This window comes from Kitasatospora sp. CM 4170 (genome assembly GCF_032110285.1).
Taxonomy (GTDB): Bacteria; Actinomycetota; Actinomycetes; order Streptomycetales; family Streptomycetaceae; genus Kitasatospora; species Kitasatospora aburaviensis.
Genome location: NZ_CP134877.1, coordinates 2897512 through 2920748 on the forward strand (window position 1 = coordinate 2897512; position 23237 = coordinate 2920748).

General features: G+C 74.7%; 18 protein-coding genes. 6 read left to right on the forward strand and 12 right to left on the reverse strand.

Translation table 11 applies throughout. The features are described from left to right. Window positions 1–106: 106 nt before the first annotated feature. The 7 genes from murD to rsmH form a co-directional block, all read right to left on the reverse strand. On the reverse strand, window positions 107–1558 hold the full coding sequence (gene murD / locus RMN57_RS11750) for a UDP-N-acetylmuramoyl-L-alanine--D-glutamate ligase (RefSeq protein WP_313763340.1): 1452 nt from the start codon (window positions 1556–1558) through the stop codon (window positions 107–109). Further along, entirely contained in the window at window positions 1555–2616 is a 1062-nt protein-coding gene (mraY, locus tag RMN57_RS11755; RefSeq protein ID WP_313763341.1) for a phospho-N-acetylmuramoyl-pentapeptide-transferase, read from the reverse strand. Before mraY ends, murD begins: the two co-directional genes overlap by 4 nt. After that, the gene (murF, locus tag RMN57_RS11760) at window positions 2617–4017 is read right to left on the reverse strand and encodes a UDP-N-acetylmuramoyl-tripeptide--D-alanyl-D-alanine ligase (protein WP_313763342.1); all 1401 of its coding nucleotides are present in this window, start codon (window positions 4015–4017) and stop codon (window positions 2617–2619) included. Continuing rightward, complete coding sequence (locus RMN57_RS11765) at window positions 4014–5579, reverse strand: UDP-N-acetylmuramoyl-L-alanyl-D-glutamate--2,6-diaminopimelate ligase (protein ID WP_313763343.1); 1566 nt, start codon at window positions 5577–5579, stop codon at window positions 4014–4016. The genes murF and RMN57_RS11765 overlap by 4 nt, the downstream gene beginning before the upstream one ends. Window positions 5580–5672: 93 nt before the next feature. Further along, window positions 5673–8039, reverse strand: a complete 2367-nt coding sequence (locus RMN57_RS11770; protein WP_313763344.1) for a penicillin-binding transpeptidase domain-containing protein — start codon at window positions 8037–8039, stop codon at window positions 5673–5675. Beyond that, a complete protein-coding gene (locus RMN57_RS11775; RefSeq protein WP_313763345.1) occupies window positions 8036–8602 on the reverse strand; it encodes a cell division protein FtsL in 567 nt (188 codons plus the stop codon). The genes RMN57_RS11770 and RMN57_RS11775 overlap by 4 nt, the downstream gene beginning before the upstream one ends. A 36-nt stretch (window positions 8603–8638) precedes the next feature. Next, window positions 8639–9613, reverse strand: a complete 975-nt coding sequence (gene rsmH, locus RMN57_RS11780; protein WP_313763346.1) for a 16S rRNA (cytosine(1402)-N(4))-methyltransferase RsmH — start codon at window positions 9611–9613, stop codon at window positions 8639–8641. A gap of 570 nt (window positions 9614–10183) precedes the next feature. Here rsmH and RMN57_RS11785 point away from each other — a divergent pair. The 4 genes from RMN57_RS11785 (at window position 10184) to RMN57_RS11800 (ending at window position 15901) form a co-directional block, all read left to right on the forward strand. After that, window positions 10184–10723 carry a carbonic anhydrase gene (locus RMN57_RS11785; RefSeq protein WP_313763347.1) on the forward strand — a complete coding sequence of 180 codons (540 nt, stop codon included), beginning with the start codon at window positions 10184–10186 and terminating at the stop codon, window positions 10721–10723. 351 nt (window positions 10724–11074) lie between these two features. Continuing rightward, entirely contained in the window at window positions 11075–12121 is a 1047-nt protein-coding gene (locus RMN57_RS11790) for an AAA family ATPase (RefSeq protein ID WP_380233543.1), read from the forward strand. Window position 12122: 1 nt separating this feature from the next. Then, a complete protein-coding gene (locus RMN57_RS11795) occupies window positions 12123–13448 on the forward strand; it encodes a DUF58 domain-containing protein (protein WP_313763348.1) in 1326 nt (441 codons plus the stop codon). Beyond that, entirely contained in the window at window positions 13445–15901 is a 2457-nt protein-coding gene (locus RMN57_RS11800; RefSeq protein WP_313763349.1) for a DUF3488 and transglutaminase-like domain-containing protein, read from the forward strand. The genes RMN57_RS11795 and RMN57_RS11800 overlap by 4 nt, the downstream gene beginning before the upstream one ends. Window positions 15902–16075: 174 nt before the next feature. On the opposite strand, the gene RMN57_RS11805 is transcribed toward RMN57_RS11800, so the two are convergent. The 3 genes from RMN57_RS11805 to RMN57_RS11815 all read right to left on the reverse strand — a co-directional run bounded on the left by RMN57_RS11805 (window position 16076) and on the right by RMN57_RS11815 (window position 18269). After that, a complete protein-coding gene (locus RMN57_RS11805) occupies window positions 16076–16465 on the reverse strand; it encodes a DUF3040 domain-containing protein (protein WP_313763350.1) in 390 nt (129 codons plus the stop codon). A 408-nt stretch (window positions 16466–16873) separates the two neighbouring features. Further along, window positions 16874–17626, reverse strand: a complete 753-nt coding sequence (locus RMN57_RS11810) for a methyltransferase domain-containing protein (RefSeq protein ID WP_313763351.1) — start codon at window positions 17624–17626, stop codon at window positions 16874–16876. 85 nt (window positions 17627–17711) lie between these two features. Next, a complete protein-coding gene (locus RMN57_RS11815; RefSeq protein WP_313763352.1) occupies window positions 17712–18269 on the reverse strand; it encodes an SAV_6107 family HEPN domain-containing protein in 558 nt (185 codons plus the stop codon). 587 nt (window positions 18270–18856) lie between these two features. Between RMN57_RS11815 and RMN57_RS11820 the strand changes: the two genes are divergently transcribed. Together RMN57_RS11820 and RMN57_RS11825 are read left to right on the forward strand one after the other, a co-directional pair. Further along, entirely contained in the window at window positions 18857–19489 is a 633-nt protein-coding gene (locus RMN57_RS11820; RefSeq protein WP_313763353.1) for a DUF4126 domain-containing protein, read from the forward strand. A gap of 10 nt (window positions 19490–19499) precedes the next feature. Beyond that, entirely contained in the window at window positions 19500–21002 is a 1503-nt protein-coding gene (locus RMN57_RS11825) for an FAD-dependent oxidoreductase (RefSeq protein WP_313763354.1), read from the forward strand. A 66-nt stretch (window positions 21003–21068) separates the two neighbouring features. On the opposite strand, the gene RMN57_RS11830 is transcribed toward RMN57_RS11825, so the two are convergent. After that, on the reverse strand, window positions 21069–22016 hold the full coding sequence (locus RMN57_RS11830; RefSeq protein ID WP_313763355.1) for a hypothetical protein: 948 nt from the start codon (window positions 22014–22016) through the stop codon (window positions 21069–21071). Between the two features lie 141 nt (window positions 22017–22157). Further along, the gene (gene metF / locus RMN57_RS11835; RefSeq protein ID WP_313763356.1) at window positions 22158–23072 is read right to left on the reverse strand and encodes a methylenetetrahydrofolate reductase [NAD(P)H]; all 915 of its coding nucleotides are present in this window, start codon (window positions 23070–23072) and stop codon (window positions 22158–22160) included. Between the last annotated feature and the right edge of the window lie 165 nt (window positions 23073–23237).

The following is a 23237-nucleotide window of genomic DNA, read 5'->3' on the forward strand; positions in this document are numbered from 1 at the left end:
CAGGGATCGGCAGCGCCCTTTTCCGGCGCACCGGAACCGCCCACCCCGCCCTGCCCCGCCACCACTCCTGCGCTCCCTCGTCTCCGCGGCCCGCTCGCCGTTCCCGCTATGGCGTGTCCGCCAGCTCCCGGACCGCCGCCGCGAAGAGGTCGCCGCGCTCGCCGTAGTTGGTGAACATGTCCATCGAGGCGCAGGCCGGGGCCAGCAGCACGGTGTCACCCGACCGGGCCAGCGATGCGGCCGTCCGGACCACCTCGGCCATCGCCACCGCGCCAGTCTGGCCCTCGGCCGCCTCGATGACCGGGACATCCGGCGCGTGTCGCGCCAGGGCCTCGCGGATCAGCGCGCGGTCCTCGCCGATCAGCACGGCGGCGCGCAGCCGCTCCGCCGCGCCCTGGACCAGGTCGTCGAAGGCGGCGCCCTTGGCCAGGCCGCCGGCGATCCAGACGATCGGCCGGTAGGCGGCCAGCGAGGCGGCCGCCGCGTGGGTGTTGGTGGCCTTGGAGTCGTCGACGTAGGTCACCCCGCCGACCACGCCGACCTCGGCGATCCGGTGCGCGTCCGGGCGGAAGGCCCGCAGGCCCTCGCGGACGGCCTTGACGTCGACGCCGTAGGACCGGGCCAGCGCCGCCGCGGCGAGCGCGTTGGCGATGTTGTGCGGCGCCGGCGGGTTGACGTCCGACACCGAGCCCAGCTCGGCGGCGCTCTTGGTCCGGTCCGGGACGAAGGCCCGGTCCACCAGCAGGCCGTCGACCACGCCGAAGTTCGACGGGGCGGGCGCGCCGAGGCCGAAACCGATCGCCCGGCAGCCCTCCTCGACGTCGGCCTCGCGGACCAGCGCCTCGGTGGCCGGGTCGGCCAGGTTGTACACGCAGGCGACGACGTTGCCCTCGTAGATCCGGCCCTTGTCGGCGGCGTACGCCTCCATCGAGCCGTGCCAGTCCAGGTGGTCGGGCGCCAGGTTGAGCACGGCCGCCGAGTACGGGCGCAGCGAGGGCGCCCAGTGCAGCTGGTAGCTGGAGAGCTCGACCGCGAGCACGTCGTACGGCTCCTCGGCGAGCACGGCGTCCAGCACCGAGACCCCGACGTTGCCGACGGCGGCGGTGCGCCTGCCGGCGGCGGTGAGGATCGAGGCGAGCATCTGGACGGTGGTGGTCTTGCCGTTGGTGCCGGTGACGGCCAGCCAGGGGGCGGGCTCGCCGGTGGACGGCAGCGGCCTGCGCAGCCGCCAGGCGAGCTCGACGTCGCCCCAGACCTCGACGCCGGCCCGGTCGGCCGCGGCGAACAGCGGGCTGCTCGGCGGCCACCCGGGCGAGGTGACGACCAGTCGGGTGCCGTCGGGCAGGGTCGCCCCGTCGCCCAGGCGGACGGTGACGCCCTGGGCCTCCAGCTCGGCCGCGCGGGCCTTCAGGCCCTCGCCGGAGCCGCCGTCCACGACGGTGACCCGGGCGCCGAGGCCGTGCAGCACGCGGGCCGCACTGATGCCCGAGACGCCGAGGCCGGCGACGGTGACCGGCAGTCCGGTCCACTCCGGTCCGGCCGGCTGGAGGTTGGTCATCCGGTCACCCATCCCGCGTAGAAGAGGCCGAGACCGACGGCGACGCAGAGGCCCTGGATGATCCAGAACCGGACCACGATCAGGACCTCGGTCCAGCCCTTGAGTTCGAAGTGGTGCTGCAGCGGCGCCATCTTGAAGACGCGCTTCCCGGTCATCCGGAAGGAGCCGACCTGGATGATCACCGAGAGGGTGATGATCACGAAGAGGCCGCCGAGCACGGCGACCAGCAGCTCGGTGCGGGAGCAGATCGCCAGACCGGCCAGGGCGCCGCCGAGGGCGAGCGAGCCGGTGTCACCCATGAAGATCTTGGCGGGCGAGGTGTTCCACCACAGGAAGCCGAAGCAGGAGCCCATCAGGGCCGAGGCGACGACCGCGAGGTCCAGCGGGTCGCGGACGTCGTAGCAGTTGGCGGTGGCGGTGATGGCGTACGCGCAGCTCTGGGTGTACTCCCAGAGGCCGATGAAGGTGTAGGCGCCGAAGACCATCACCGAGGCGCCGGTGGCCAGACCGTCCAGACCGTCCGTCAGGTTCACGCCGTTCGACATCGCGGCGATCATGAAGTACGCGAAGATGACGAACAGCACCGGGCCGATCGACCAGCCGAAGTCCCGGACGAAGGAGAGGTGCTGGGAGGCCGGGGTGAGCCCCCGGTCGTCGCTGAACTGCAGCGCCAGGCCGGCGAAGGCGAGGCCGACGAAGGACTGGCCGAGCAGCTTCGCCTTGGCCCGCAGGCCCAGCGAGCGGCGCTTGACCACCTTGATGTAGTCGTCCAGGAAGCCGACCAGGCCCAGACCGGCCGTCAGGAAGAGCACCAGCAGCCCCGAGACGGTCGGGGACTCGCCCGTTATCGCCTTGGTGGCGAAGTAGGCGATCAGCGTCGCCAGGATGAAGGCGATGCCGCCCATGGTGGGCGTGCCCTTCTTGCTGTGGTGCGCCTTCGGGCCGTCGTCGCGGATGTACTGGCCGTAGCCGTGCTTGGCGAGCAGCTTGATCAGGGCGGGGGTGCCCAGCAGCGACAGGACCAGACCGATCATGCCGGAGAAGAGGATCTGCTTCATTTAGGCAGCACCGTCCGCGAGCAGCGCCTCGGCCACCTTCTCCAGCCCCACCGAACGGGACGCCTTCACCAGGACCACATCCCCCGGCCGCAGCTGACTGCGCAGCAGCTCGACCGCCGCGTCCGCGTCGGACACCAGCACCGACTCCTCACCCCACGAACCTTCGTTCCTCGCGCCCAGTTCCATGCAGGCCGCCTCGCGCCCGCCGACCGCCACCAGCTTGGTGACGTCCAGCCGTACCGCGAGCCGCCCGATGGCGTCGTGCTCGGCCAGGCTCTCCTCGCCGAGCTCCCGCATCTCGCCGAGCACCGCCCAGGTGCGACGGCGCTCCGGGCCGCGTCCCCCCATCGAGACCAGCGCCCGCAGCGCGGCCCGCATCGAGTCGGGGTTCGCGTTGTAGGCGTCGTTGACGACGGTGACACCATCGGCCCGGTCGACGACCTCCATGCGCCAGCGGGACAGCGCACCCGCCTCGCTCAGCGCTTCGGCGGTGTCGTCGACGGACATCCCGAGCTCCACCGCCACCGCGGCGGCGGCGAGGGCGTTCGAGACGTGGTGCTCACCGTACAGGCGCAGCTGCACGGCTGCGGAACCGGTGGGGGTGGTCAACGTGAACGATGGCCGTCCGGTGGAGTCCAGGCGAACATCCTGTGCCCGGACGTCCGCCTCCCGGGACTCGCCGAAGTACACCACCTTGGCCTTGGTCCGGGCGGCCATCGCCCGGACCAGCGGGTCGTCGGCGTTGAGGATCGCCGTGCCCTCCGCGGGCAGCGCCTCCACCAGCTCGCCCTTGGCCTCGGCGATCGCCTCCTGGGAGCCGAACTCGCCGACGTGCGCGGTGCCGACGTTCAGCACCAGGCCGATCCGGGGCGGGGTGATCGTGGTGAGGTACTCGATGTCGCCCTTGTGCCGGGCGCCCATCTCCATCACCAGGTGCCGGGTGCCCTCCTCGACCCGCAGCGCGGTCATCGGGTGGCCGATCTCGTTGTTGAGCGAGCCCGGCGGGTAGACGGTCTCGCCGTGGCGCTGGAGCAGCTGGGCGATCAGGTCCTTGGTGCTGGTCTTGCCGGCCGAGCCGGTCAGCGCGACCACGGCGGTGCCCTCGGCGCGGGCGACCACGGCCCGGGCCAGCTTGCCGAGCGCGTCCACGACGCTGTCCACCAGGACGGCGGGGACGCCGACGGGGCGGGAGGCCAGCACCGCGACGGCGCCGGCCGCGACGGCCCGCTCGGCGTAGTCGTGGCCGTCGACGTGCTCGCCGACGAACGCCGCGAAGAGGCCCCCGGGGCGCACCTTGCGGGAGTCGACCTCGACCGGGCCGGTGACCGGGGTGGCGGGGTCGGCGCCGTCCAGGGTGCCCCCGACTGCTGCGGCCACCTCGGCCAGGGTCAGTGCGATCACGGCTGCTCCACTACTCCGGTGCCCCGGGCGGCCGTGGTCCGCGCGATCGCCTCGCGCAGCACCTCCCGGTCGTCGAAGGGGCGGATCTCGTCTCGGACGTACTGGCCAAGTTCATGGCCCTTGCCGGCCACCAGCACGGTGTCCCCGGCCTGGGCGCGGGCCACCGCGAGGTGGATCGCCTCGGCCCGGTCGGGCACGACCAGGACGGCGCCGCGCTCGGCCTCGGGCACCGAGGCGGCGCCGGTCAGCATGGTGGCGAGGATCGCCAGCGGGTCCTCGCTGCGCGGGTTGTCGCTGGTCAGCAGGGCCGTGTCGGCGAGGCGGGCGGCGATGGCGCCCATCGGGGCGCGCTTGTGCGGGTCGCGGTCGCCGCCGCAGCCGACCACCACGTGCAGCCGGCCCTTGGTGACCTCGCGCAGCGAGCCGAGGACGGCCTGCAGGGCGTCCGGCTTGTGGGCGTAGTCGACCACCGCGACGTAGGGCTGTCCGGCGTCCACCCGCTCCAGGCGGCCGGGCACCCCGGGCACCGCGGCGACCCCGGCCACGGCCTGCTCCAGCGGCAGCCCGGCGGTGACCAGGACGGTGATCGCGGCCAGCGCGTTGGCGACGTTGAACGGGCCGGGCAGCGGGACCGCGGCGTCGGCCTCGGCGCCGTCCGGGCCGAGCACCCGGAAGGTCGAGCCGACCGGACCGAGCTGGACGTCCAGCGCCCGCCAGTCGGCCCCGGGGGCGCCGGTGGCGGAGAAGGAGGTGACCGGGATCTTCGCCTCGGCGACCAGCCGGCGCCCGTAGGCGTCGTCCAGGTTGGCCACCCCGAGGCGGGACTTGCCGGGCTGGAAGAGCCGGGCCTTCGCCTGGAAGTAGTCCTCCATGTCCGGGTGGAAGTCGAGGTGCTCGGGGGTGAGGTTGTTGAACAGCGCGACGTCGTAGACCACGCCGTCGGTGCGGCCGAACACCAGCGCGTGGCTGGAGACCTCCATGGTCACCGCGTCCGCGCCGCGCTCGCCCATCACGGCGAGGATCGCGTGCAGGTCGGTGGCCTCGGGGGTGGTCCGCTCGCTCTTGATCCGCTCCTCGCCGACCCGCATCTCGACGGTGCCGATCACGCCGGGGCTGCGCCCGGCGCCGCGCAGGCCGCCCTCGACCAGGTAGGAGGTGGTGGTCTTGCCGTTGGTGCCGGTCAGCCCGATCATCAGCAGCCGCTCGGAGGGCCGGCCGTAGACGGCGGCGGCCAGCTCGCCCATCCGGGCCCGGGGCCGGTCGACGACCAGCATCGGCAGGCCGGTGCCGGCCGCCAGCTCGGCGCCGGCCGGGTCGGTGAGCAGCGCGACCGCGCCCGCCGCCGCGGCCTGGGCCGCGAAGGCCGCGCCGTGGTGGTTGGCGCCGGGGAAGGCCACGTACACGTCGCCCGGGCGGACGGCGCGGGAGTCGTGGGTGACGCCGGTGACCGGGCCCCCCTCGACCGGCGCGAGGCCGAGCAGTCGGGCCAGCTCGGCGAGCGGCTGGGCCGCGGCCCCGGCGGGGCGGGGCGGGCTCACGGTGATTTGATCGGGTTTCGGCACGGCGGGAAGGCTATCCGCCGAAGGGCGTCCCTTGCCAAACCGGGCCGCCGCCGTGCCGTCGTCCCGCCCGGCCCGCTCGTTGTCCATGGTCGATCACGGCTTCCACTCGACGGGCAGGTTGGGCGCCTCGCTCCCGCTCGGCGGCACCTGCAGGGTCTTGAGGGTGAACTCCATCACCTGCTTGAACACCGGCCCGCAGAGCTGGCCGCCGAAGTGGCCGTTGACCGGGTCCTGGATCACGCAGGAGACGGTGACCCGGGGCTGGTCGGCCGGGGCGAAGCCGATGAACGAGGCGGTGTACCCGCGGTAGCCGCCGGTCTTCGGGTCCACCCGGTTGGCAGTACCGGTCTTGCCCGCCACCCGGTAGCCGGGGATGGCCGCCCTGCCGCCGGTGCCCTGCTCGTCGGTGACGACGGACTCCAGCATCTCGGTGAGCGTCCTGGCGGTCTGCTCGGAGACCACCCGGGACTCCGCCCCCGGCGGGGCCGGCGTGTACCGACCGTCCGGCGCGGTGGTGCCCTGGACGACACTGGGGGCGACCCGCACCCCGCCGTTGGCGATGGTGGAGTACACCGAGGTCGCCTGCAGGGCGTTGACCGACAGGCCCTGGCCGAACGGGATGGTGTACTGCTTCGACGCCTTCCAGTCCTCCGGCTTGTCCAGGATGCCGGCCGTCTCCCCGGGGAAGCCCAGGCCGGTCTGCTGGCCGATGCCGAACTTCCGCAGGTAGTCGTAGAGCACCTTGTTGGCCTCGGGCTGGGTGGCGCCCAGGGTCTGGGCGGCCTCGATGGTACCGATGTTGGAGGACTTGGCGAGCACCCCGGCCAGGGTCAGGTACCAGGTGTCGTGCACCTCGTCGTCCTTGAACGCCGTGTCACCGCGGACCAGCGGGTAGGGGACGGTGACCTTGGTGTCCCAGCTCGCCTTGCCGGTGTCCAGCACCGCGGCCATGGTCATCAGCTTGGCGGTGCTGCCGGGCTCGTAGACGTCCTGGAGCGCCGCGTTGCCCAGCTGGTTGGCCTTGGCGCTGCCCAGGCTGTTGGGGTTGAAGCCGGGCGAGGTGGCCATCGCGAGCACCTGACCGGTCTTCACGTCCTGGACGATGACGTAGCCCTTCTCCGCCCCGGCGTTGGCGACCTGGTCGGTGATGGCGCGCTGGGCGGCCCACTGGACGTCCCGGTTGATGGTCAGCCGCAGGTCGGTGCCGGGCACGGAGGGGTCGAGCGAGCCCCCGGCGGTGGGCACCAGCCTGCCGCCGGACTGGGCGTAGCTGCTGTGGCCCTCCTTGCCGGCCAGCTGCTTCTGGTACTGCTGCTCCAGGCCGCCGGCGCCCTCGCCCTCGGCGTTGACGAAGCCGACCAGGTTGGCGGCCAGGCCGTCCGAGGGGTAGACGCGCTTCTGGGTGTCGCGGTTGAAGACCCCGGCCAGCGGGTTGACGCACTCGTTGTCCAGCCTGGTCCGCCCGCCGTCCTCGGTGGGCTTGTTCAGCAGCCGCTTCTGGGCCGCGCAGGACCGCGAGCCGGCCTGCTTCTCCAGGGTCGACTTGAGGTCGCTGATCTGGTTCTTGACGTCCGGGGTCTGCTGGGCGGCCAGGCGCTTGTAGCGGGTCTTGGGCGTGTGCAGGTCGGCGGCGATCTTCTCCTTGGGGAGGCCGAGGATCGGCGCCAGCAGCGCGGCCGCCTGCTCGGGGGCGTCCGGGATGCCGGCGGCCTGCGGGGTGAACATGGCGGGGTCCGCCGTGATGTCGTACGCGTCGACGGTGGTGGCCAGGGCCACGCCGTCGGCGGACGTTATCGAGCCGCGCTCGGCGGTGATCGGGATGTCCAGGTAGCGGTTGGTGTTGGCGTCGGCGGCCAGCGCGTCGGAGTCCACCAGCTGGAGCTGGACCAGGCGGCCGGCGAAGACCGAGAACACCAGGGAGAGCGCCACCGTGACCACCCGGAGCCGGCGGCGCGGGTCGGCCAGCTTGATCGAGCGGGGCTGCGGCGGGCGGGACTTCGGGCGCGGCCGGCCCGTTCCCTGGCCGCGGGCAGCCGGGCGGGCGTCGGGGCGGCGCTGCTGCGGGGTCCGCGGGGCCCCGGCCTTCGGGTCCCGGCTGCGGGGCGTCCCGCCCTTGGCGGGCGCGGGCCTGGGCGACTGCGACCGCACGGGCGGCGGCGGCTGCTGCGACCTCGCCGGCTGGGCCTTGGCCGGCTGCGGCTTGGCGGGCTGCGGCTTGGCCGGCTGGGCCTTCGCGGGCTGAGCCTTGGCGGGCTGGGCCTTCGGCGGCTGCGTCGACCGGGCGGCGGGCTGTGGCTTGGCCGGCTGCGCCTTCGCGGGCTGGGGGCGACCGCCCTGGGCCCGCGGCACCTGGCCGCGCGGGGTCTGGCCACGGGGGGTCTGGCGCGGCGCGGCGCCCTTGGCCGTCGGCCGGGGCCGACCGGTGCCGCCCGCTCCGCCGGAGGGCTTCCAGTCGCTCATCGGCCCGCACCCCCGCCCGCGGTGGGCGCGGCCGGCTGCGCCGGGTTGACCCGCACGGTGGTGTCGCCGCCGGACGCCGGCGCACTCGGCGCCGCCCCGCTCGGCTGGGCGCTCGGCGAGGGCTGCGGCTTGCCGGGCCACGGCTCGGCGGTGGAGCGCTTCACCGGCTGGCCGTCCTGCGCCGGGCCGGGCGAGCCCAGCACCTTGCCGCCGTTCGGGACGTCCAGGAAGGCCATCCCGCCGGCCGGGACCATGCCCAGCTCGGCGGCCCGGCGGGCGAGCGCGTCCGGCGCGGAGTTCTGGTCGATCTGGTGCTGCAGGCCCTGCTGCTCGTCGGTGAGCACGGTGGTCTGCCGCTGCAGCCGGGAGAGCTCGAAGGAGCCCTCGTTGAGCGCGGTGTTCAGCGCGAGCAGGCCGAGCAGCCCGGCCGCCAGCAGGATCACCACCAGCACCGCGAACGGCGTCCGCCCCCGTACCGGCCGCCGCCCGGGGCGGACCGTGATCCGCGCCCTGCCGCCCTGCCCGGGGAGTGCCGCACTCCCCGCCCCGCCTCCGGCCACCACGCTGTCTCCTCCGCCCTTCGGACCGCCCCGGCCTGGTCAGCCCCGGGTGCTTCGGTCCCTGATCCTCTCCGCCACCCGCAGCCGCACGGGCGCGGCACGCCGGTTCTCCTCGATCTCCGCCTCGGTGGCCTGCTCGGCACCGCGGGTGATCAGCTTCAGCCAGGGCTGGTGCTCCTCCGGGACGAACGGCAGCCCGGGCGGGGCGGTGCTGGTCGCGCCGGCCGCGAAGTACTGCTTGACCAGGCGGTCCTCCAGCGACTGGTAGGACATCACGACGATCCGCCCGCCCAGCGCCAGCGCGTCCAGTGCGCCCGGGATCGCCCGGTCCAGCACCTCCAGCTCGCCGTTGACCTCGATCCGCAGCGCCTGGAAGGTGCGCTTGGCCGGGTTGCCGCCGGTGCGGCGGGTGGCGGCCGGAATGGCGTTGCGGACCAAATCGACCAGACGCGCGCTGTTGGTGAACGGTTCCTTCTCCCGCTCGCGCACGATCACCGAGGCGATCTTCCCGGCGAACCGCTCCTCGCCGTAGAACTTGAGGATCCGGGCCAGCTCGCCGTGGCTGTAGGTGTTCAGCACCTCGGCCGCGCTGATGCCGCGGGTCTGGTCCATCCGCATGTCCAGCGGGGCGTCCTGCGCGTACGCGAAGCCGCGCTCGGCCTCGTCCAGCTGCATCGAGGAGACGCCGAGGTCGAACAGGACGCCGTCGATCCGGTCGACGCCCAGGCGCTCCAGCACCTCGGGGATCTCGTCGTAGACGGCGTGCACCAGGGTGGCCCGGTCACCGAAACGGGCCAGCCGCTCGCCGGAGAGCTTCAGCGCCGCCGGGTCGCGGTCCACCGCGATCAGCCGGACGTCCGGGAACTGGGTCAGCAGGGCCTCGCTGTGCCCGCCGAGACCGAGGGTGGCGTCCACCACCACGGCGCCGGGCCGGGAGATCGCGGGTGCCAGCGCGTCCATGCACCGCTGCAGCATCACCGGGACGTGCTTGGGAGCCGGATCGTTGGTGGTCATGCGCGGTGGCGCCCTTCCTCGGTGCGGAGCAGCCCGACGTCCGGGAGCTCCGACCATTTTGGCCCACCGCGGGCCGCGACCGGCGCACGGGGGGAGCCCGCGGGGCCGGGACGCGGCCCGTGGTCCCCGCCCGCTCAGGGGGAAGGTCGTGACCGCCCGGCACCGGGGAAGGTGCGCCAGGTGGCACGGAGCGGGTGGAGGCCACGGGCCGCGTCGGCCGCCGCACCGGCCGGAAAGACCCGGTTGACGGGCCCCGGCGGGTGTGCTCCACTGCGCCGCAACTCTATCGCGCGGCCCCCGCCAGTCAATGGCCCGCTCCGGCGCACCACCCGGGCGGCGGTACGGATCACCGCAGGTCGCAGGGGCCCCACCGGACACCCCGCGGCCGGCCCGGCGGCAGGGCGCGGGGGTGCGCGCCCCCGCCCGCCGGAGCCGCCTGCGCCCCGGTGGGCGGATCGGGACGGAACGCCCGCGACGGTGCCGCTTTGTGGATATGCACTCGGTCACAGCCGCCCGGTCTGTAGCCCCCGGCCCCACCACGCGGCGGTGAATCGCACTAACGTCTCCACCATGACAGTGACCCCCGACCGGCCCACGCCGACCGCCGCTGCCGACACCGCACCCGCCATCATCGACCGCTTCGTGGCGTCCAACCGCGAGTACGCGGTGACCTTCCGCGACGGTGGCATGGACGCCCGCCCCGTCCAGCAGATCGCCGTGGTCGCCTGCATGGACGCCCGACTCGACCTGTTCGCCGCCCTCGGCCTGGAGCTGGGCGACGCGCACGTCATCCGCAACGCCGGCGGCGTCGTCACCGACGACACCATCCGGTCCCTCACCATCAGCCAGCGCGCGCTCGGCACCCGCTCGATCGCGCTGATCCACCACACCGGCTGCGGCCTGCTCGGCCTCACCGAGGACTTCCGGCGCGAGCTGGAGCTGGAGGTCGGCCAGCGCCCGCAGTGGGCGGTGGAGTCCTTCGTCGACCTCGACGGCGACGTCCGGCAGTCCATGCAGCGGGTGCGCACCTCGCCGTTCCTGCTGCACACCGACGACGTGCGCGGCTTCGTCTTCGACGTCCACACCGGGCTGCTGCGCGAGATCTCCTGATCCTCCCGGCGCCACCGCCCCCGGCCGCCCGGCCAGCGCCGTCCGGGCCCGCCGGGGCTCCCCCGCCCGATCGCGGCCGACCTGCGCTGCGCCGCCGCGGCGCCACCGCGCACCGCCCCGCGACCGCCCGGACCGCATCCCGGTGCTTCCCGGCAAGAGGGTGACTTCTGGCCACCGCGCGGGGGAGAATGCGCCTGCCGGTCTGACCCCGAACCACCTGGGGCGGCCAGGCCGCAGGCCCTCCCCGGCGCCGGTGTCCCGCGCGGAACCGCTCCTCGAAGGCCCGCGTCAAGCATGGGGTGGGGGCCCGGCCTCGGGGTGAGGCGGGCGAAGGTGCCAGGGAGCGTACGGGTGACGAGCTACAACGATCAGGCCGGTCTCGAAGGTCGCGCGGGGGCCGACCAGCGGGGACCCGGGTACCACCCGGTCGGTCTGCCCGAGCTCGCCGCCGTCGTGGACCGGGTGCGGCAGAACATCGAGAGCGTGATCGAGGGCAAGCCGGAGGCCGTCCGGATCGCGCTCACCGTCCTGCTCGCCGAGGGCCACCTGCTGCTGGAGGACGTGCCCGGCGTCGGCAAGACCATGCTGGCCAAGGCGCTCGCCCGGTCCGTCGACTGCACCGTGCGGCGCATCCAGTTCACCCCGGACCTGCTGCCCTCGGACGTCACCGGCACCAACATCTACGACCAGCACCAGCGCGACTTCGAGTTCCGCCCGGGCGCGATCTTCGCCCAGATCGTGGTCGGCGACGAGATCAACCGCGCCTCGCCGAAGACCCAGTCCGCGCTGCTGGAGTCGATGGAGGAGCGCCAGGTCACCATCGACGGCACCAGCTACGAGCTGCCCTCGCCGTTCATGGTCGTGGCCACCCAGAACCCGGTCGAGATGGAGGGCACCTACGCACTCCCCGAGGCCCAGCGGGACCGCTTCATGGCCCGGATCTCGATGGGCTACCCGAGCCCCGAGGCCGAGCTGGCCATGCTCGACGTGCACGGCGGCGCCAGCCCGCTGGACGACCTGCAGCCGGTCGCGCACGCCGCGGACATCCTCAAGCTGATCGACCTGGTGCGCACCGTGCACATCGCCGACCCGGTCCGCCGCTACGCCGTCGACCTGGTCGGCGCCACCCGCACCAGCCACGAGCTGCGCCTGGGCGCCTCGCCGCGCGCCACCCTGCACCTGGTGCGCGCCGCCCGCGCCGCCGCAGCCCTGGACGGCCGCGACTACGTCACCCCGGACGACATCCAGCGCCTGGCCGTCCCGGTGCTCGCCCACCGCCTGATGCCGACCGCGGAGAGCCACCTCAGCCGCCGCACAGCCGAGCAGATCGTGACCGAGCTGGTCGCCCGGCTGCCGCTGCCGCGCCCGCAGGGCGGCCCGGCCGTCCGGAGGGGCTGAGGTGTCACCGTCCGACGGATCGTCGGGCCTGCGCGCCGGCCTGCGCGGCCTCACCACCCGGGGCCGGTCCTTCCTCGCCGCCGGGCTCACCGCGGTGGCCTGCTCCTACCTGCTCGACCAGAGCGCGCTGCTGCACGTCGGCGTCCTGCTCGCCGCCCTCCCGCTGACCGCCGCCCTGCTGCTGGCCGGCACCCGGTACCGGGTGGCCAGCGGCCGGCGGCTCAGCCCGCACCGGGCCGTCGCCGGCCAGGAGGCCCGGGTCCACCTGCGGATCGACAACGTCTCCCGGGTGCCCACCGGTCTGCTCCTGCTGGAGGACAAGGTCCCGTACGTGCTCGGGCCGCGCCCGCGCTTCGTGCTGGACCGGGTCGAGCCGCGCGGGCACCACGAGGTGTCCTACCGGGTCCGCTCCGACCTGCGCGGCCGCTACCCGCTCGGCCCGCTGCAGCTGCGCCTCGCCGACCCGTTCGGGATGTGCGAGCTCAGCCGCTCCTTCTCCGCCTCGGACGTGCTCACCGTGGTGCCGCAGGTCCAGCAGCTGCCGCACGTCCGGCTCAGCGGCGAGTGGATCGGCCAGGGCGAGAGCCGGGCCCGCACCCTGGCGCTGGCCGGCGACGACGACGTCATCCTGCGCGAGTACCGGCCCGGCGACGACCTGCGCCGGGTGCACTGGAAGTCCACCGCGCGCTACGGCGAGCTGATGGTCCGCCGCGAGGAGCAGCCGCAGAAGGCGCGGGCCGCCGTCCTGCTGGACACCCGCGAGATCGGCCACCGGGGCAGCGGCCCCGCCTCCTCCTTCGAGTGGGCGGTCGGCTGCGCCGCGTCGGTCGCCGTCCACCTGCTGCAGCGCGGCTACCAGACCCGGCTGCTCACCGACCTCGGCCACTGCGTCCCCGGCCCCGAGGCCGGAGGCGGCGGCAACACCGCCGCCGACGCCTCCGGCCTGATCCTGGACGCGCTCGCCGTGGTCGACCTCTCCGACGGCAGCGGGCTCTCCCGGGCGGAGGACCCGCTGCGGGCCTCCGGCGAGGGCCTGCTGGTCGCCGTCCTCGGCGATCTGGACGAGGAGCAGACCGCCCGCCTGGCCCGGCTGCGCACCCGCACCGGCGGCGCCGTGGCCTTCCTGCTCGACACCGGCACCTGGGCCGGCCTGCGGATGATCGCCCCCGACACCGGCGGGGAGGAGTTCCAGGACCGGGTCCGGCAGCTGCGCGAGGCCGGCTGGACCGTCCTGCCGGTGCGCGCCGGGGACTCCCTCCCCGAGCTGTGGCAGGCCGTCGACCGGGCCGAGTCGCCCTCCCCCTACCGAGAAGAGGCCGGCGCGTGACCACCCGGGCCAAACTGACCGCGTACTCGGCGCTGGCCACCGCCCTGGCCGCGCTCTGCCTGACCCCGCTGCTCACCACCAAGGGCTGGATCACCCACGCCTACCTGGTGATCGCCGTGGTCGCGGTGTCCGGCGCGGGCCTGCGCCGGACACCGTTCTACCGCTGGACGGTGCCGCTCGGGCAGCTGGTCGCCCTGTTCCTGATGCTGCTGATCGGCTTCGCGGGCTCCGCCGCGACGTGGGGCGGCCTGGTGCCCGGCACCGACTCGGTGTCGGCCCTCGGCCGGGTCTTCGCCCACGGCCTGGACGACATCGAGCAGTACGCCATCCCGGCCCCGCCCAGCGCGGGCCTGCGGCTCATCCTGGTCGGCTCCATCGGGCTGATCGCCGTCCTGGTGGACACCGTCGCGGTGACCTACCGGCGCTCGGCCCTGGCCGGGCTGCCGCTGCTGGCGCTCTACTCGGTCGGCAACGGCCTGGCCGGCGACCACGGCAGCTGGGTCTGGTTCGGCCTCGCGGCCGCCGGCTACCTGGTGCTGCTCTTCGCCGAGGGCCAGGACCGGGTCTCCCGCTGGGGCCGGGTCTTCCGCGGGACGCCGCGCGGCACCGAGGGCTCCGGTTCGCTCAGCCTGAGCGGCCAGCGGGTCGGCGTGCTCGCCCTGGCGCTGGCCCTGCTGGTGCCCCCGTTCCTCCCGCAGTGGGACGGCGGCCTGATCCACGCCGGCGGCTCGGGCGGCTCCGGCGGCCCGGGTTCGGGCACCGGCGGCGTCAGCAGCCTGGACCCGCTGGTCAGCATGGCCTCGCACCTGACCAACCCCAGCAACGAAGAGCTGTTCACGTACGCGATGGACAGCGTCTTCGCGGACACCGCCTACCTGCGCACCGGCTCGCTCGACAAGTTCGACGGCACCGCGTGGACGCTCAGCAAGCCGGCGGTCTCCGAGCTCCCGAGCACCTTCCCGCAGCCGGAGGGCCTGCGGGACTTCAAGGCGCCCACGGTGACCGGCGAGTTCAGGATCGGCAACCGGCTGGAGGAGGGCTGGCTGCCGATGCCCTACCCGGCGTCCTCGGTCAGCCTCCCCAACCGCTCCGACTGGCGGATGGACAGCCTCACCGGCACCGTCGTGCCGAACCGGGACAGGGCGCTCAAGGGCCTGAACTACAAGGTCGTCGCGCTGGACGTGAAGCCCACGGCGGACGAGCTGCGCAACGCCCCGCCCGCCCCGTCCAGGATCAGGGACCAGTACACCTCGGTGCCCGCGAACCTGCCGGTGAGCGTCGCCCAGCAGGCCGCGGCCCTGACCAGGAACGCGAAGACGCCGTACGACAAGGCGATCGCCCTGCAGAACTGGTTCACCGGCCCGGAGTTCGAGTACACCACCGCCATCAAGGACAGCGGCACCGGCAGCACCGCGATCGAGGCCTTCCTGCGCGACAAGCGCGGGTTCTGCGTCCACTTCGCCTCCTCCATGGCGGCGATGGCGCGCACCCTGCAGATCCCGGCCCGGGTCGCGGTCGGCTTCATGCCCGGCAACGCGAAGGCCGGCAACTCGTACTCGGTGACCGGCCGGATGTACCACGCCTGGCCGGAGCTGTACTTCGAGGGCTACGGCTGGATGCGCTTCGAGCCGACCAAGGGCCTCGGCGTGCAGCCCCGCTACACCTCGCAGGTCGTCGAGCCCACCACCGCCCCGGCCCCGCAGCCGACCCTCACCGCGCAGGCCACCGGCCCGGTCACGCTGCCCACGACGAGCAGCAGCTGCGACCCCAAGCTGCGCCGGATGGGCGAGTGCGGCGACGAGCAGAAGGCCGCCGGCGCGCAGCGGCAGGAGTCCTGGGTGCCGTCCTGGCAGGTGCTGGTCGCCGTCGCCGTGGCACTGCTGGTCGTCGCGCTGCTGCTCACGCCGATGGTCTGGCGGACGCGGCTGCGCCGCCGCCGGCTCGGCGCGGGCGGGCGGCGCCGGCCCGGCGGGGACGGGCCGGCGGAGCTCACCGACGCCCAGGTGCTGGCCGCCTGGGACGAGCTGATCGACTCCGCCTGGGACGCCGGCATCCCGCCGGACGAGTCGCGCACCCCGCGCGCCGCCGCCCGCCGGATCGCGGAGACCGCCGAGCTCGACACCGAGGCGGCCGCCGCCGCCGGGCGACTGGCGCTGGCCACCGAGCGGGTGCTCTACGCGCGCTCCGCCCAGCTCTCCGAGCCGGTGGCGGCGGACGTCCGGACCGCCCGGGAGGGCCTGCGCGCCGGCGCCGGCCGGGCCGTCCGGACCAGGGCCGTGCTGCTGCCGCCGTCCTCGGCCCAGCTCTGGTGGCGGATCTCCGATGTGGTGCTGGGCGCCCGGCTCGCCGTGCGCCGCCGGTTCGCCCGGGTGACCGGGGCGGTCACCGGGCCGGTGCGCCGGGCCTGGGGCCGGCTGCGGCGCCGGGGCGGCGAGGACGACGGCAGGTCCTGAGACCGGCCGCCGGGACCGGAGCCGCCGCGGCTCCGGTCCCGGACCCGGGTCACGCGTCACACGCGTCACACGGGTCGCCGGAGCGCGGGCCGCCGAACGGAAACGCCGAGGGCGGGCAGTCGGATCGACTGCCCGCCCTCTCGGCGTTCGTACGGCTGAGGCCTGCGGGGCCGCTCAGAACCCGCCGGTCTGCTCGTCCCGGCGCCGCTGCCAGCGCTGCTCCACCCGGTCCATCATCCCCGCCTTGCGGCGCGGAGCGGCGGCCGGCCGGGGGCCGGAGGCCTGACCCGCGGAACCGCGGCGCCAACCCGTCACGGCGAAGACCGCGCACCCCAGCATCACCAGGAACCCGACGACGCTGACCCAGATCTGGTCGGGGACGACCATGCCGCCCATCAGCAGGCCGACACCCAGCACGAAGCCTCCGACGGCCAGGTAGACCCGCCGACGGGTGTAGGTGCGCAGCCCGGTTCCCTCAAGCGCCGACGCGAATTTGGGATCTTCGGCATACAGCGCTCGCTCCATCTGGTCGAGCAGTCGCTGCTCGTGCTCCGAGAGCGGCACGGAGTCCTCCTACTCGTCGGTCGCGGGTGCGACCGGTCCGCCGCCCCGGTCGGGGAGGCAAGTCCAATCAGCCATGAAAACGCGCGGTCGGACGCCTGTACGGGGGCCCGGGCCCGTGTCGTCCATATGCCCCGAGCGTCCGGCTGTCATGCTTTCCGGCTTTACCCAGATCATACGGTCCACGGGCCCGTTCCGGGGTGGTCGACCACGCGCGGGACGGGCCGCATCGGGCGGTCCGCGCCGCACTGGACTCAACGCCGCCCGGCCCGGACAAGTGCCCGATCCGCTGGAATGGGTCGGGAGCTGGGCAGCTCCGGCGGGGAGGGCGTGGATCCGGGGTGGAGCAGGGCGCTCCTCGCAGCCGGTCGGACCGGGGCGGCGCATGGCCGCCCCCTGCTCATCGCCGGGTCACGCCAGGGTGGCCAGCAGGTGGAGCTGGGTCGCCACCGCGTGGAACGCGGGCTGTCCGGCCGCGGCCTCCTCCAGCCTGAGCAGCGCCTCCAGCGCACCGGGCTCGGTGTCCACCAGGACGCCGGGCACCAGGTCGGCGAAGACCCGGACGCCGTGCACCGAGTCCACCCGCAGACCGGCGCCGACGGCCAGCCGGTCGAGCTCGTCACCGGTGAAGCGGCGCGGCATCGGGTCGTTCCCGCCCCAGCGGCCGTCGGGGGCGTCCAGCACCGTCCGGGCGTCGTTGAAGTGGCCCCCGAGCGCGCGGGCGAGCACCGCGCCGTTGCGGTTGGCGGCCAGCAGGCTGACGAAACCGCCGCGGCGCAGGGTGGCGGCCAGGCTGCCGAGCGCCTCGGCCGGGTCGTCCACGACCTCCAGCACGCCGTGGCAGAGCACCGCGTCCACGCTGCCGGGCGCGACCAGCTCGGGCAGTGTCTGGGTGTCGCCCTGGACGGCGCGCACCAGGTCGGTCACGCCGGCCTCGGCGGCCCGGCGCTCCAGGGCGAACAGCGCGTCGGGGCTCGGGTCGACCACGGTGACGCGGTGGCCCAGCCGGGCGACCGGCACGGCGAAGTTGCCGGTGCCGCCGCCGGTGTCGACCACGTCGAGCACCGGCTGGTCCAGCTCGGCCGCCCGCTTCTCCAGGGCTGCGCGCACCACCTCCCAGACCACGGCGGTACGCAGGGCGCTGCGGGGACGCGTCGGGTACAAGGCGGGGCTCCTCGGCAGATCGATCGGATGGCCTCCACTGTAGGCCCTGTCCGGGACCGGCCGGGGTGCGCGTCGGCGCCGCCGGTCACCCCCGGGGATCCGGGTCGCCGACGGCCTCGCCGTCCAGTGGCAGCCGCGGGGCGGGCGGCACCGGGTGCAGCCCCAGCAGCCGCTCGACCAGGCGGAGGAAGAGCGCGGAGTTGCGGATCAGGTCGTCGGCGTCGCGGGCCGAGGCCGCCCCCTTGATCCCGGCCTCCGCGGCGGCCCGGCGGCGGGCGCCGGCGGCGAAGTAGGGCGCCCACTCGGCGAGCTCGGGCGCGACCTCGGGCAGGACCTCCCAGGCGCTGCGGATGGCCTGGCGCCGCCGGGCGCTCTTCTCCGGCCGGCCGCGGACGGCGAGCACGGCCGCGACCGTGCGCAGCGCGGCCAGGTGGGCGGCGGCGTACCGCTCCAGCGGGTCCTCCAGGGAGCGGGACCGGGCGAGGGTGCGGTGCGCGTCGGCGAGCAGGTCGAGTGCGGCCGGCGGGGCGGCGACCCGGCGCAGCACCGGGTGGACGTCGGCACCGGCCGGGGCGTGGGCGGGCGGGTGGTGGGCGGCGGAGTGGAGGCGGGCGGTGACGTTCTCAGGGTGGCTGATGGTCATGGTCTCCCCCGTTCCGAGGCAGCGCGCGGGCCGGACGGCCCGTGCCCCTCCATCGTGAACGGCACCACTGACAATGCGTCCGCCGACAGTGCGTCCGCGTCCGGTGCGGCCGGGGGCGGCCCTCCGGCCGTCCCCGGGCATGCGTGCGGGCGGCAGTCGCCGACCGTCTCCCTCCGCCGGTCCGCGTCCCGCCGCCCCGCACCCGCCGAAGCGCCGTCCCCCCGTGGGCGGCGCTTCGGATCCCCCGGGTCGCCGGTCCCCCCTGACCCGCTCCGCCGCCCCGTACCGGCGGTGCGGGCCTGCGGCCGGCTCCCGTGCGGACCCGCCGGTGGCGGGCGCCGTCCCATGAACCCGGCGCCGCCACGTGTCCGCAGCCCCGGGGCACGGCGCCCGACGCGCCGCCCTCCCGGTGCCCACCACTCTCCCGTCTTCGCAGGTCGGGGACCATCCGCTCAGGTACTCAAGTGCGGTTCTGAGTATCCGTACTCACCCGGGTGGGCCCGGGAACCGACGAGCGGGGCTCCGGCGTCCCGGTACGGTACGGCGGGCCGGGCGGATCCGGCACCCGCCCCGTCGAGGAGGACCGGATGACGATCGTCCCGCTGATCTTCACCAGCGGACTGGCCAGCGGGATCAACGCCTACGCGGTGGTCCTGCTGCTCGGCCTGCTGGGCCGGTTCGCCGGGGCGGACTCGGTGCCGCCCGCGCTGGAGCGCACCGACGTGCTGGCCGCCGCGGCCGTCCTGTTCCTGCTGGAGGCGGTGGCCGACAAGATCCCGTACGTGGACAGCCTCTGGGACGCCGTCCACACCGTGATCCGCCCGATCGCCGGCGCGACGGTCGGGGCGCTGATCGCGAGCGCCGACCCGGGCTCGCTGGGCGAGGTCGCGGCGGGGGCGATGGGCGGCACCACCGCGCTGGTCAGCCACCTGGTGAAGGCCTCGCTGCGGATGGCGGTGAACACCTCGCCCGAACCCGCGAGCAACATCGCGGTCAGCCTGGCCGAGGACCTCGCGGTGGCCGGCCTGGTCACCCTGGCGATCTTCCACCCGTGGCTGGCCGCCTCGCTCGCCGCCGTCCTGCTGGCCGCCGGCCTGCTGCTGGTCTGGTTCGCGGTCAACCGGATCCGCGCCTTCCGGGCCCGCCGACGCGAGCGGAAGGCCGCCCGGGCCGCCGGCCGGGCGGCACCGGCGGCGGGGGTGCCCGCGGCCCGGCCATAGGATTCGGGCCATGGCACGGATCGTCATCATCGGCGCAGGAATGAGCGGGCTCGCGGCGGCCTCCCGGCTGGCGACCCTCGGACACCGGGTGACGGTCTGCGAGGCGGGCGCCACGCACGGCGGCATGGTCGGCCGCTACGAGCGGGACGGCTTCGCCTTCGACACCGGCCCCGGTCTGCTCACCCTGCCGGCCGTCTACCGCGACCTCGCGCTGAAGACCGGCAGGGAGCCGCTGGAGCAGCTGGTCGAGCTGGCCCCGGTCGACCCGGAGAGCCGCCACCTGCTGCCCGACGGCACCGACCTGCTGCTGCCCAACGCCTCCCGGGGCGGTGTCGTCCAAGCCCTGGACGACGCGTTCGGCCCCGGCGCGGGCGCCCGCTGGGCCGAGGTGATGAACCACGGCCGCACGGTCTGGGAGGCCACCCGCCGCCCGCTGCTGGAGGAGCCGCTCCCGGCCGACCGCACGGCGCTGCACACCGACCCGTACCCCGTTCCGCCGCAGCGCGGCCTGCTCTCCCGGCTGCGCGGCCCGCGCGAGTGGACCCTCGTCGACGTGGCGCAGCGCCAGCTGGGCGGCCACCCGGGCCTGACCGCCCTGCTGCACGAACACGCCCTGCGGTTCGGTTTCGTCCCGGACACCGCGCCCGCCGGCGCGACCGTGCTGCCGTACATGGAGCTCTCCTTCGGCGTCTGGTACGTCAAGGGCGGCATCCGCGCGCTGGCCGACGCGGTCCACCGGCGGTGCGAGCAGCGCGGGGTGGAGTTCCGCTTCGGCACCCGGGTCACGAAGGTGCTGGAGAAGGACGGCCGCGCCTGCGGCGTGGAGACCCCGGACGGCCCGGTCGAGGCCGACCTGGTGATCTCCTCGATGGACGCCGGGACGCTGTTCCAGGACCGGATCGCCAAGTGGCCCGGCGGCGGCGACCCGCAGGAGTGGGGGCACCCCGAGGTGCTCACCGGGCGGTTCGTCGTCCTGCTCGCCCTGCGCGGGGCCCGGCCCCCGGGCACCGCGCACCGCACCGTGGTCCACGCCGCGGTCCCGGCGCGGGAGATCGACGCGCTGACCCTCTCGGCCGACCCCTGCGAGCGCCCGACCGTGCAGGTGCTGCGCCCGGACGACCCGGCGCTGCGTCCCGACGACGACCACGAGACCGCCGTGCTCACCGCCACCGTCCCGATGCAGGGCGACGTCGACTGGACGGCGCCGGGCGTCGCCGAGCGCTACGCGGACCGCTTGCTGGAGCACGTCGACGCGGCCGGGCTCGGCCTGCGCGAACGGGTGCTGTGGCGGGTCGTCCGGACGCCCGAGGACACCCGCCGGGAGACGGCGGCGTTCGGTGGCGCCGTGCCCCGGCCCGCCCTCGCCGGGCGCGGCGGGGACTGGCTGCAGGTCGCCACCGAGTCGCCCGTGCCCGGCCTCCACCTGATCGGCGGCGGCGCCCACCCCGGCGGCGGGCTGGCCCGGGTCGGCATGTCGGCGTGCATCGCGGCCGGCCTGGTCGGCCCGGCCTGAGTCCGGCCCGCTCCCGGCCCGAGCGGGCCCACGGGCCGGACCCGCACCCGCACCCGCACCCGCGGATCAGCCCTGCTGCTGCCAGGTGTTCGGTTGCTGGTAGCCGTAGTCGTACTGCGGCTGGTGCGGGATGCCCTGCTGCGGGTGCTGCAGATCGGGGTGCGGGTGCTGCAGGTCGGGGTGCGGGTGCTGCAGGTCGGGCTGCTGGGGCTGCCACTGCTGCTGGTCGTAGCCGTACTGCTGGGCGGGCTGCTGCTGGTAGCCGCCGTACGGGTCCACCTGCTGGTAGTTGCCGTACGGGTCCGGCTGGACGGGCTGCTGCTGGTAGCCGCCGTAGCCCTGGTCGTAGGCGAAGGCCGGCTGCTGCTGGGCCTGCCACTGCTGCTGGCCCTGCTGGTCCCAGACCTGCTGCTGGACCTGCTGCTGGGCGGCCGGGTCGTAGCCGGACTGGTAGGCGTCCGCGTACGGGTCCGGCTGGACCTGGGCCTGGAGCTGGGTCTCGGCCTGCGCCTGCTGCTCGTAGTAGGAGGAGGCGTAGACGCCGTCCGCCGCGAGTTCCTGCATCTCGAAGGCGGCGGTCTGCTCGACGGCCGGGAGGTCCTCGTCGAACGGTTCCGGCTCCGGGGTCGACTCCACCTCGCTGACGGTGCCGATCCGCTCCACCGCCACCGCGGTGGCCGCGACCGCCGCGCCGCCGCCGGTCAGCGCGCCGAGCAGCGGCACCTTGGCGAGCGGCCCGGGCAGGCTGCCGTCCGGCGCGCGCAGCGACCAGCCGGTCGCGTAGCCGCGCTTCACGGAGAGGGTGACGAAGGTCTGGCCGACCGCGAACAGTGCGGCGCCGGCGCCGATCACCACGACGGAGCCCGTCGCCATGCCGCCGACCACGCCGAGGAAGCCGGCCAGGGCCAGCCCGCGCCAGTGCAGCGGAGCCCGGTTCTGCAGCAGCAGCTCGGCCACCAGCCAGAGCGCCACCACCGCCAACGCGGCGTACAGCAGCAGGTACCCGATGCCCATCCGCCCGCTACCTCCAGTCGCGTGCCCGCGCGCGCCGCGCGTGTGCGGCGACTGTACCCGTTCAACGGCCGGGGTACCGCATCGCGTTCCCGGCCGCCCCGGGCGGCCACGGGGCCGCGGCGACCGGGAACGCGGGGCAGGTCAACGCCGGTGCAGGCCCAGGTTCTGGTAGATCTCCAGCGTCGCGGTCGAGTGGTTCAGGGTGATGAAGTGCAGGCCGGGGGCACCCTCCGCGAGCAGCCGCTCGGACATCGCGGTGGCGTGCTCCATACCGATCTCGCGCAGCGCCGCCGGGTCGTCGACCGCGGCCCGCAGCCGGGCCTCCAGCTCGGCCGGGAAGGCCGAGCCGCTCAGCTGCGGGAAGCGCTCCAGCTGCTTGGCGTTGGTGACCGGCATGATCTCCGGGATGATCGGCGCGTGGCAGCCCGCCGCGGTGACCCTGTCCCGCAGCCGCAGGTAGTCGTCGACCTCGAAGAACATCTGGGTGATCGCGTAGTCGGCGCCGGAACGGATCTTGGCCACGAAGTGCCGGATGTCCTCGTCCCAGTCGGTCGAACGCGGGTGCATGTTCGGCGAGGCCGCGACGCCCACGCAGAAGTCGCCGATCCCCTTGATCAGCTCCACCAGCTCGTACGCGTAGGTGACGCCCTCCGGGTGCTTGACCCACTCGCCCATCGGGTCGCCGGGCGGGTCGCCCCGCACCGCGAGGACGTTGCGCACGCCCTGGTCGGCGTACTGGCCGATGATGTTGCGCAGCTCGGCGACGGAGTGGTCGACCGCGGTCAGGTGCGCGACGGGCGTCAGCGTGGTCTCGGTGGCGATCCGGCCGACCATGTTGACGGTGCGCTCGCGCGAGGAGCCGCCGGCCCCGTACGTCATGCAGACGAAGTTGGGGTCGAGCGGTTCGAGCCTGCGGATGGCGTCCCAGAGGCGCTGTTCGCCGACCTCGGTGCGCGGGGGCATGAACTCGAAGGAGAAGGACCGCTTGCCGGCCGCCAGAAGCTCGCGGACCGTCAACGCGCGGTCGGTTCTGGTGGAAGCGATGCCGAGTGCCATGCTGGCAGGTTAACCACCGGTCGCAGGGCCCGGACAACTCGATCCCAGTAATTGAGACAAGCGGTGGACACCGTTCCGGATACGCCCGGAGGCCCGCGGAACCGGCCCCGGGACCGGGCGGCCCCGCCCTGCGGACCTGATCCGGCCCGGGCGGATCCACCCGGC

Coding starts and splice junctions, on each gene's coding strand:
- murD (WP_313763340.1), bottom strand. CDS start 1,558: ATGACCAACCTCCAGCCGGCCGGACCGGAGTGGACCGGACTGCCGGTC.
- mraY (WP_313763341.1), bottom strand. CDS start 2,616: ATGAAGCAGATCCTCTTCTCCGGCATGATCGGTCTGGTCCTGTCGCTG.
- RMN57_RS11770 (WP_313763344.1), bottom strand. CDS start 8,039: ATGAGCGACTGGAAGCCCTCCGGCGGAGCGGGCGGCACCGGTCGGCCC.
- rsmH (WP_313763346.1), bottom strand. CDS start 9,613: ATGACCACCAACGATCCGGCTCCCAAGCACGTCCCGGTGATGCTGCAG.
- RMN57_RS11785 (WP_313763347.1), top strand. CDS start 10,184: ATGACAGTGACCCCCGACCGGCCCACGCCGACCGCCGCTGCCGACACC.
- RMN57_RS11815 (WP_313763352.1), bottom strand. CDS start 18,269: ATGACCATCAGCCACCCTGAGAACGTCACCGCCCGCCTCCACTCCGCC.
- RMN57_RS11820 (WP_313763353.1), top strand. CDS start 18,857: ATGACGATCGTCCCGCTGATCTTCACCAGCGGACTGGCCAGCGGGATC.
- RMN57_RS11825 (WP_313763354.1), top strand. CDS start 19,500: ATGGCACGGATCGTCATCATCGGCGCAGGAATGAGCGGGCTCGCGGCG.
- RMN57_RS11830 (WP_313763355.1), bottom strand. CDS start 22,016: ATGGGCATCGGGTACCTGCTGCTGTACGCCGCGTTGGCGGTGGTGGCG.
- metF (WP_313763356.1), bottom strand. CDS start 23,072: ATGGCACTCGGCATCGCTTCCACCAGAACCGACCGCGCGTTGACGGTC.